We start from the raw sequence: 8,048 nt of genomic DNA, 5'->3' as shown, positions 1-8,048 counted from the left end.
CAGGCTCAAACAATTCCGAGCCCTGGCAACCAGATTCGCCAAACGAGCCGCCTACCACCGCGCCGAGATCATCCTCGCCTGCATCGTCCTCCACCTCCGATGAAGATCCGCAGGACACGGCCTAACCGGTGCAGCCGCAGCGCCCTAGGCAGCAGGCGAACCAACGCGGCGAACACAGCCCGGTCAGCCCCGTCGAGACGAGGTTTCGGGTTGCCTCTGCGCAGCACGGCGACCTCATGGCGCAGTACCAGCAATTCGACGTTCTTCGACGCCGACGAGCGGCCGAGCAACACCACCAAACCCACCAGCCGAAAGAAGATCAGATAAAGCAGACGCAAAGACATGGCCGCCGATCATGCCCTACCCGACGAAGCGCGCGTCGCAGGTCGGATGCATAAACCGACTTCTGGAACCCCGCAGGCCTGCGAGGACACCCAGATGGTGCAGCAATCGCGTGTAACGCACCCGGAAACACCTCCAGGTACTACCGACAGCGACCAGTGCGTACTGTAGTGATCACCATATCGTTCTAGTGAACCGTCAACCGATCGCGCAATATGTTGGTGGAGCTCGCACTGAGGGGTGCGGTCAGCACTCGAGCTCACTAGGAAATCTTTTGTTGCGCAAAAGAAGCTCATTCAGATCCAGCCTGTTGGCAATGGCTGGCATATCTGTCATGTTCACCAGCACTGCATTCGCCGATACGGCCGCCAAAGCGGCGGACGATGTATACGCGATAATTCAAACCGTTCCCATGGAACGCGGAGTCAACCCACTCGACGTACCGCCTCCCGCCAACACGCGACAGAGCCGCGCCGCAGGTTTAGAGCGCAAGCAGGGCGAACCGACGCCTGAGCAGACAAGGCAAGCCCTCAACCCCGACAGGCATGTCTATTCAGTCGACTCGGCGCGATACGCTTCGGGAAGCAAGGCCATGGCGAATCCTGGCGATCCCGTGCTGCCCCAGGAATGTGTCGACTACTTCATGAACAATGACGACCCGCCGGACCGCATCTGCTGAAAAGCCGATTCGCCTCCTGTCACGCCGAATTTCTTGTCGTCAACTACTACTAGAAGAACAGCACGCTCCCAATCGGCCGGGCTCACGCGGAATGGGCGTTGACGGTCAACATGTCGTGGAACGCCCGGCAGGCGTTGGTCACCACACGGATCGCGAACTGGAAGTTCGTCGGTGAGGTGAACAAGAGCCAGGTCGTCGGTGTCGAGGTGGCCTGCAACAAGGCCCTGCCCAGCAGTAGCGCTCGCTGCCAGACGCCGTCCTGGGGCCACTCGGAGTCGATCACCGGCTGGCAGGCCATCACCCAGGCCGACTACACGTTCCAGTTCCAGGGCGAGGATCCGCCCAATCCGCAGGAACCCGACCAGATCAAGCCCGAGAAACGCACGCTGTACAGCATCTCCAGCTATGCCTACGGCTACGGCGGCCCCGGGCCGTGGGACAACATCGGTCAGACCCAGCCGGTGTCGTGGCCGTTGCGTTGCGACGTCGCGCGTAGCACCAACCCGAACTATGCCAGGAGCAGCGACTGCGTGTTCCACGGTGCGACCGGCTGGCTGAGGTTCAACGCCAACGATCCGGCGATCACGGAATCCGCCCAACTGTACTACGACGCCCACCAGGATTTCGGCAAGACCTACCCTGGTGGCGGGCAGGGGAAGTATGTGCCCGGCAACATCGGCGTCCCGGCGTGGGCGAACAGGACCGAGCCGATTCGCAGGAACTTTTACGACAAGCTGTTGCAGACCAACAACTACAACACGTCGGTGAAGTTCTGTAAGGACAAATGGGGGACGGGTTACAAGGTTCGCCCGGACGGCAAGGTCAACGAATGTGACGAGTTCCCCTTCAAAACAACATACGAAGGTTCGTTCACGATCACCCCGGACATGTTGCGGACCGTGGCGGTCCGCCCCGGGCTGAAGGAACACAACCAGGAAACTGGCGCACGGTGGGGATTATTCCTCGCTGAGGACCACATCCTCGACGGCGACAGCGTCTTCGTCGAGGCCTACAAGTAGATTTGTTCGCGTGGGTGATGGTGGATATCCTCGCCATCACCCACGCACAGCAAGGACCGTAATGACCGAACCCGTCCTCCTTCTCCGAGAGACCGGAAGCCCCTGGGTCGACTACCACCAGTTCATGCTGTTCGACGTCGAGTCCACCGAGGCCCGCGCCTCACACCTGCCTCCGCAGACAGACGGGGCCATCGCAGTCAGCGGCCACGGAGGAGGCAAGTTCTTCACCTTGGGTGAGATGACGGACGTCGTGGTGGACTTCGAAGTCTGGACGGCAGAACCCGCGCTGCCCACGTCACCGTTCGAAGATCGGTTCGACGGGGCTTTCACCGTGGACACGGAGCGCGTCGTCCTCGGCTCCGTCACCGGCTCGCCGGCGGACGTCATCATCGAACTTCCCGTCCCCGGCCCTTTCCAGCTACGCGCGTTCCGCACCAGCACCCCCACCGTGAACAGCGACTTCCCGGAACTCGACTATCGGCACGAGCGATGGCTGCTCCAGACCTGGCCATCCAGCGCACAGACATCACCAACGTAAACCTGCGCGACAGGAACCACCCTTTCGCCGGCTACCCGTATTTTCACGATGGCCAGACATTCCTAGAGGACAGCACGCTGATACGGGCAGGTCCGTCACGGTGCGGAGGCTACGAGCGGCTTCACCGCCCAGTGTCACGTCCCTGGCTGGCTTCCGTTTCTGGATCAGGGCCGTGCCATCGCGTCTAGGTGCGGAGGTTGTCGATGACGTACTCGGCGATCTTCGTGACCGCACCACAAGGATCGTTCTGCCAGGGACCCGCTTCCGGCTTTCCGCGGGTGTTGGTCTTGATGTGTACCAGTGTGTTGTCGTCGACGCCGAGAACCAGCCTGCACGCCAGAGGCCCTTCGTCCCGCTTGGTCGCGATGTTCTCCTCGACGTCCACGATCACCGCGGGGTAGCCGTTGATCGTCAGCTCTTCCCAGTGGTTGCCGGTATCGCGGCCTCGGGCGTGGTCGCTGTACAACGTGCTGATGCTCTCCCGCAGCGGCGGGAACCAGGATGTGGTCACGTCGACCGAGCGGCCGAGCACGATCAGGCATTGGCCTTGCCGGGTCTGTTCGTGCTTGCCTTCGCCGAAACCGATGCTCCGCAGCTGCTCCACGGTGATCGCCGAACACGGATCGGCGATGAACTTGTTGCCGTTCAGTTGTGCGGGGATCGGCGGTACCGATACCGACGGTTCCGGCGGCGTCGGCGGCGGGCTCGTTCCGCAGCCGGCCAGCGCCACCATGCCACCAGCCATCAGCAGGGCGAGTCCTCGGGCGAGACGACGTGTCACGAGGGATCGGCTCCCGGTTTGATCCGCCAGCGGCGGGGTTCCCCGACCACCTCGGCACTCGTGCCGACATCCGGGATCTTGGGGAAGGTGGTCTCGATGGCCGTCAGCTCGAGACCGCTCCCGACCAGCGCTCCGATGTTGGTGATCATGCTGGCGAGGAGGGTGTTGCAGTCACGCCAGAACTTCTCGAAGGCCGAGTTGATCGCGTCCACGAAGTCCTTGGCCGACAACACGGCCAGCGGCGGGACGACCACGGACCCGAGAACGATCGCGAACTTCCCGCTCAGCTGCGCCAGGTTCGCCGCACAGTTCCCGAGCGCGAGCAACAGGTTCTTGTACGTGTCGATCACCGTCGTCGCGACCGTGCTCACCGTTTTGGTCAGGCTCGTGATGGAGACCTGGCCTTTGTTCAGGCTGTCGACGGCCATCCCGGAATACATGGAGTACTGGTCGAACGCGTCACCACGCCACGCGGCCGTCAGTGACAGCTTGGTGTCATTGACGATGTCGGCCGCGTCCTTCAGCTTGCTCTCCCTGGCGAACGCCTCAGCCAGCCTCAACGCCTTTTCCAGGTTGCCGGCGACGAACACGCGGAGCTTGTCGAGCAGCCCGATGATCCCGTGCGCGCCGATCAGGTCCGCGTACTCCCGGATCTTCGCATCCGCGGCCTCCGGATAGGTCATGGTAGTGAGTTCCGCGGCGGCCTGGCCCGGGTCGGAGGTGGTCACTTGATCTCACCCTCCAGCTTCTTCATCCGGTCATACGCTTCCTGATCCAGCTGTTCGTAGTGGTTCGCGGCCTTGCCCAACGCCCCGCTCAGCACGGCGAGCTGGGTCGAGTTCTCGGCCGTGATCCGCTGAATCGCGTCGATGGCCGCGTTGTACCGGTCCACCGTCCCCAGGCCGTTGAGCCCGGGCATCAGGTTCGTCGCCGTCCCCGGCAGACCCAAGTCGTAGGGGCCGAGCGCGACATTCGCCAAGTCCACCACTACGAAGTTCTGTAGCAGTCCCGCCGCCTCCGCGATCGCGTCGGCCGCGGCCCGCAGCTTCTCCGGGTAAACGTGATAGCCCTGACCGGGACCGGGGTCGAACGGATCCGGAAAACTCATACCAGCCGCTCCTCATCCCGAACGGCCGCGACCGCCGCCTCATACCGCTGGGCCGCGGTCTCCTCCGCCCGCCGGATCCCCAGCAGCAGCTGACGCGACAGGCTCGCCGCGCTGTAGGCCTTCATCGCGGCCACGTCCACCGACACATCGACCAGCTCACCCGCACCGGTCACCGTCACCGACCCCAGCTCCCCCGGCAACGTCCACGTGACACGATCCCGCGCCGCACCCGCCGCGGCCTGCTCAACCGCGGCCACGGTCGCGTCGATCTCCCGCGCCAGGTGATACAGCTCGTCCTGGTAACTCACCAGCGATCCCGCCCCTCGTCCTCGAGATCGTCGTCCAGGAAATCGAGCTGATCGAAACTCTCCTCCTCGACCTCTCCGGGATCGGGACGCGCTCCACGCGGCTCAGCCGCTGTCGCGGTTCGGGGAGCAGGTGATGGCGCGACGTCGTTCCCCTGGGTTGCCGCGGGCCCAGGGGCGGGTTCGGGCATCCACTCCTGGTCCTTGTCCACCACCGCGCGGACCTTGGCGACACCGACCTGAGCGGCCGCACGCCGGGCCGCCGACACCGCCTCCATCACCGCAGGCCCCAGCCGCTGCGGATGCGAACTCCGGATCACCTGATCCGCGATCGTCAGATCCACCAGCTTGCCCTGACCGGACACCACCGCCGACGCGATACCGTCAGCAGATCGCCCGGTGAACCGGGCCTGCTCCAGCTCAGCATCGAGCTCACCAGCCTGCTGCCGCAACCTGGCCACATTCAATGACACGCCGGCTCGCCCTCCCCGTCGCCCGACATACCCTCGCAGCCGCCCCCACGGCCTGACCGCTACGCCCGCGACTACTACACGAGCGTAATCGGCCGAGCGGTCAGCGTAGTCGAACCTCACACCTGTGTCTCGTCATTCCCCGCACGCGGCCGGCAACCCACAGGTCGGCACCATGACAGACGGCGCGAAACATCCGACCCGGCACGGTGGCGACGCGCCTCACCGGTGACCGGGACTGCCACCGAATCCGGCGGACGCCCCTGCAGCTGACGAGCGAGAGCGGCGTGCCGCGCGGTCTCGCCACCTGTGCCGGAGCAGGCGGCGAAAGGCTGCACAACAGCTCCCCCGCTGACATTGGCGCAGCTCGCCGTCGCGACGTCGTGCGACCGCCCGTGTCACGTCCAGTTTTTGATCATGCCGGTATGCTTCCCGAGAGGCGACTACGGCTGGTGTCCGTCTCGTCGCTCCGCGCAGGAGAATGCAGGTCATCGCTCATGCACTAGCTGGGGGTAAGTGTGCCAGTTGAGACTGAGGACGACACAACACGAACCCCCTGGTCAGACTACTTTCGCGCCTCTGATCTCGGCGCGATCCTGGCGGGCGTGGCTTCTGGCGCCCTAGGCGCTTACGCCTACTACAGCGACGTGCTGAGGCCTCTGGCGCACAGCTTCACCATCTGGATCGCACTGGTCGTCGCGGTAACAGCAGGCGCACCTCGTCGACGCGCGGCAATCCGGGCGGTCGGAGCGCTGATCGCGGCCGTTCTTGCCTTCTACTGGGGCAAGGCCCTGGTCTACGGCATCAAATATGCGGGCATGCCGTACCAGGTCGATGTGTCGACAACGGTACTGTGGTGCGCGCTGGCGGTCGCCGGCGGCTTGCTCGCTGGATTCCTGCTGAGCGCGATCGGGCGAACCGATACCCGCGGCACAGTGGCGACCGCCGCGGTAGTCGGACTGTTGGCCGCTGACGTTGTCCGGCAGTCCGGCCGCTCAGGTGTCGGCGTCCTGCTGCTCGCGACGGTAGTCGCGATCGGCTTCGTGGGTTATCGAGGGATTCGCTCGGTGCGCCAAGGAATCCAGGTTGCAGCCTACGCAATCCCCCTGGGAGCTCTCGGCTTCATGGTCGTGTCGGCGCCGGACATCATCGAGGAAGTCCTGATCAGACTCGAGCACTAGCTCTTACCGCATCAGGATGCCTCGTCGAGACCCGTCAAGCCCGGTCCACGCGAAAGCCAACCTTTCGTCTCGATTCGCCACGGTGGATCCCAGCGCCGTCGAGAACCCCTGTCCAGCGAGTCTAAATTAGAGCAATTCGTAGCGAATCAGCTACATGCACTCGTCGATTATAAGAATATGACAAATAGCCTTAAGTGACCCCGGTCACACTCGTTCGGTGGTGTTCGGACATGTTGATCTAGTGGCAGGGTTAATTGATCGCAATTCTAAGCGCGAAGCGGTTCAACTGGGGAGGACTTCCAATAAAAGGTACGCGTGCGCTCTAATCGCGCCGCAGCTCATACCAGTGCCCATCTGTCGACAACAAAGCTGAGCCTGTTCGAGCTGACGTTATTACGGAAGTCTTCTCTTTAGCTCTTGAGCCGCCACTACCCCCTGGCTTTCTTCTGTTTCACCATGTTCACTGCGCCTGCAGCGGAACATGGAAGTCCTCTCAGGGGTGCGCTATGCGGTCAATTTCGAGGGTTGCATCCAATTAAGGTATGTCGAGAGGGTTGAAATGAAGCGCGTATCGAAGATGTTCACCGTTGGCGTGGCGACGCTTGCGCTCGCAGCGCTATGCGGCACCTCCGCGTCGGCGGCCACCGCGAGCGAGGGCTCGGCGGGACGTTACTGCGCCTGGGTGGTCGGGCCGGCCGAGAACGGCGACGTGTCGCCCGTCCTGGCGAAGTCGTGCTCCGAGGTATCGCCGGCCGCGGCCGCGGCCGGACTCGTGTCCCAGGGTGACGGGCACGCCATCTCGGCCATCGCCGAGGCCACTCCCCTGATGTACTGGTACTCGAACGGGAACTACAACCGCAACGCCGCGGGCAGCATGACCACGATCTACGGGAACGCAGGACCGTGCGACTCGGCGGGCTACCGCGTCGAACCCGACTCGTACTGGAAGGCGAACATGTCGTCGATTCTCGGCGACAACAACTGCAGATACGCGCACGTCACCAACCGCGCACTGAACTCGGCACATGACTTCAACATCGACTTCGGAGCCGAAGGCGCTTATTTGGGCCAGTGGGATAACAACGTCGGACTGACCAAGGCGCACGCCTAAAATACGCTTGGGCTGCCTCTATCTGTCCGGATTTCCCGGGCGGATAGAGGCAGTCTGCCGACCAGTGAACTCCCGTGCCCCTGGAGGCCACTGGCGAGCATCGGAAACTACTGCGCGGCGGCAATGCTCAGCCCAGTTGATAGGGCCGCTTCGGACGAGCAGGCACTCGCCGTCCGCAGAGGCCGACTTCGTAACGCCTTCAGAATTCATCAACTGGGCCCATGTCCTCCAACCAACGCAGCCAATCCAGGCTCCACATCGTCCAAGCAGAGGTCAACAGGCTGGTAGATCACGCGTCATTCGTCGGCGCAGCCCTGTGGCATAGGCTCGGTCGTTCGCACGTTCGTGTGCCACGATCGCCGCTTGCCAGTGACCGCGGGCCTGCGTCGGGTCTGTCAAACGAGCGGTGTAACTCGGGTTGAAGGAAACTACTTGCGTCCGGCGGCGAGTCGGCCGTCGAAGGCGATCTCGAACGCGTTCAAGGCGGGTTTCCAGCGCATGGTCCAGCGTTTGC

Annotated in this window: 11 protein-coding genes; 5 read left to right on the top strand and 6 right to left on the bottom strand. The window is 63.4% G+C overall.

The window, feature by feature from the left end:
* Positions 1-68: 68 nt before the first annotated feature.
* Entirely contained in the window at positions 69-344 is a 276-nt protein-coding gene (locus DL990_RS41095; protein ID WP_233620725.1) for a hypothetical protein, read from the bottom strand.
* A gap of 332 nt (positions 345-676) precedes the next feature.
* Here DL990_RS41095 and DL990_RS41090 point away from each other — a divergent pair, with 332 nt between their 5' ends.
* From DL990_RS41090 to DL990_RS41080, 3 genes are all read left to right on the top strand, one after another.
* Positions 677-1,021, top strand: a complete 345-nt coding sequence (locus DL990_RS41090; RefSeq protein WP_125787186.1) for a hypothetical protein — start codon at positions 677-679, stop codon at positions 1,019-1,021.
* Between the two features lie 98 nt (positions 1,022-1,119).
* Positions 1,120-2,040 carry a hypothetical protein gene (locus tag DL990_RS41085; RefSeq protein WP_125787185.1) on the top strand — a complete coding sequence of 307 codons (921 nt, stop codon included), beginning with the start codon at positions 1,120-1,122 and terminating at the stop codon, positions 2,038-2,040.
* Positions 2,041-2,164: 124 nt separating this feature from the next.
* Positions 2,165-2,578 carry a hypothetical protein gene (locus tag DL990_RS41080; protein ID WP_233620724.1) on the top strand — a complete coding sequence of 138 codons (414 nt, stop codon included), beginning with the start codon at positions 2,165-2,167 and terminating at the stop codon, positions 2,576-2,578.
* 184 nt (positions 2,579-2,762) lie between these two features.
* Here DL990_RS41080 and DL990_RS41075 read toward each other — a convergent pair whose 3' ends face one another.
* Genes DL990_RS41075 through DL990_RS41055 form a run of 5 tightly spaced genes read right to left on the bottom strand, consistent with a single transcriptional unit; the run spans position 2,763 to position 5,245 of the window.
* Positions 2,763-3,359 (bottom strand): DUF3558 domain-containing protein, encoded by a 597-nt coding sequence (locus DL990_RS41075; RefSeq protein WP_233599013.1) that lies wholly within the window; start codon positions 3,357-3,359, stop codon positions 2,763-2,765.
* The gene (locus tag DL990_RS41070; RefSeq protein WP_125787183.1) at positions 3,356-4,087 is read right to left on the bottom strand and encodes a hypothetical protein; all 732 of its coding nucleotides are present in this window, start codon (positions 4,085-4,087) and stop codon (positions 3,356-3,358) included. Before DL990_RS41070 ends, DL990_RS41075 begins: the two co-directional genes overlap by 4 nt.
* Positions 4,084-4,467 carry a hypothetical protein gene (locus DL990_RS41065; protein ID WP_125787182.1) on the bottom strand — a complete coding sequence of 128 codons (384 nt, stop codon included), beginning with the start codon at positions 4,465-4,467 and terminating at the stop codon, positions 4,084-4,086. Before DL990_RS41065 ends, DL990_RS41070 begins: the two co-directional genes overlap by 4 nt.
* Positions 4,464-4,775, bottom strand: coding sequence for a hypothetical protein (locus DL990_RS41060; protein WP_125787181.1), 312 nt, complete (start codon positions 4,773-4,775; stop codon positions 4,464-4,466). Before DL990_RS41060 ends, DL990_RS41065 begins: the two co-directional genes overlap by 4 nt.
* A complete protein-coding gene (locus DL990_RS41055; RefSeq protein ID WP_233620723.1) occupies positions 4,772-5,245 on the bottom strand; it encodes a YbaB/EbfC family nucleoid-associated protein in 474 nt (157 codons plus the stop codon). Before DL990_RS41055 ends, DL990_RS41060 begins: the two co-directional genes overlap by 4 nt.
* A 515-nt stretch (positions 5,246-5,760) precedes the next feature.
* Here DL990_RS41055 and DL990_RS41050 point away from each other — a divergent pair.
* On the top strand, positions 5,761-6,423 hold the full coding sequence (locus DL990_RS41050) for a DUF6518 family protein (RefSeq protein WP_370451417.1): 663 nt from the start codon (positions 5,761-5,763) through the stop codon (positions 6,421-6,423).
* 559 nt (positions 6,424-6,982) lie between these two features.
* Complete coding sequence (locus DL990_RS41045) at positions 6,983-7,534, top strand: hypothetical protein (RefSeq protein WP_125801878.1); 552 nt, start codon at positions 6,983-6,985, stop codon at positions 7,532-7,534.
* Positions 7,535-8,048 lie beyond the last annotated feature (514 nt).

The organism is Amycolatopsis sp. WAC 01416 (assembly GCF_003947485.1).
Taxonomy (GTDB): Bacteria; Actinomycetota; Actinomycetes; order Mycobacteriales; family Pseudonocardiaceae; genus Amycolatopsis.
This window is presented reverse-complemented; position numbering and strand designations above follow the sequence as displayed.

What these genes read in the sequence shown, in the direction of transcription:
- DL990_RS41045 (WP_125801878.1), top strand. Translation starts at nt 6,983, where the DNA reads ATGAAGCGCGTATCGAAGATGTTCACCGTTGGCGTGGCGACGCTTGCG.
- DL990_RS41090 (WP_125787186.1), top strand. Translation starts at nt 677, where the DNA reads ATGTTCACCAGCACTGCATTCGCCGATACGGCCGCCAAAGCGGCGGAC.
- DL990_RS41080 (WP_233620724.1), top strand. Translation starts at nt 2,165, where the DNA reads ATGCTGTTCGACGTCGAGTCCACCGAGGCCCGCGCCTCACACCTGCCT.
- DL990_RS41065 (WP_125787182.1), bottom strand. Translation starts at nt 4,467, where the DNA reads ATGAGTTTTCCGGATCCGTTCGACCCCGGTCCCGGTCAGGGCTATCAC.
- DL990_RS41095 (WP_233620725.1), bottom strand. Translation starts at nt 344, where the DNA reads ATGTCTTTGCGTCTGCTTTATCTGATCTTCTTTCGGCTGGTGGGTTTG.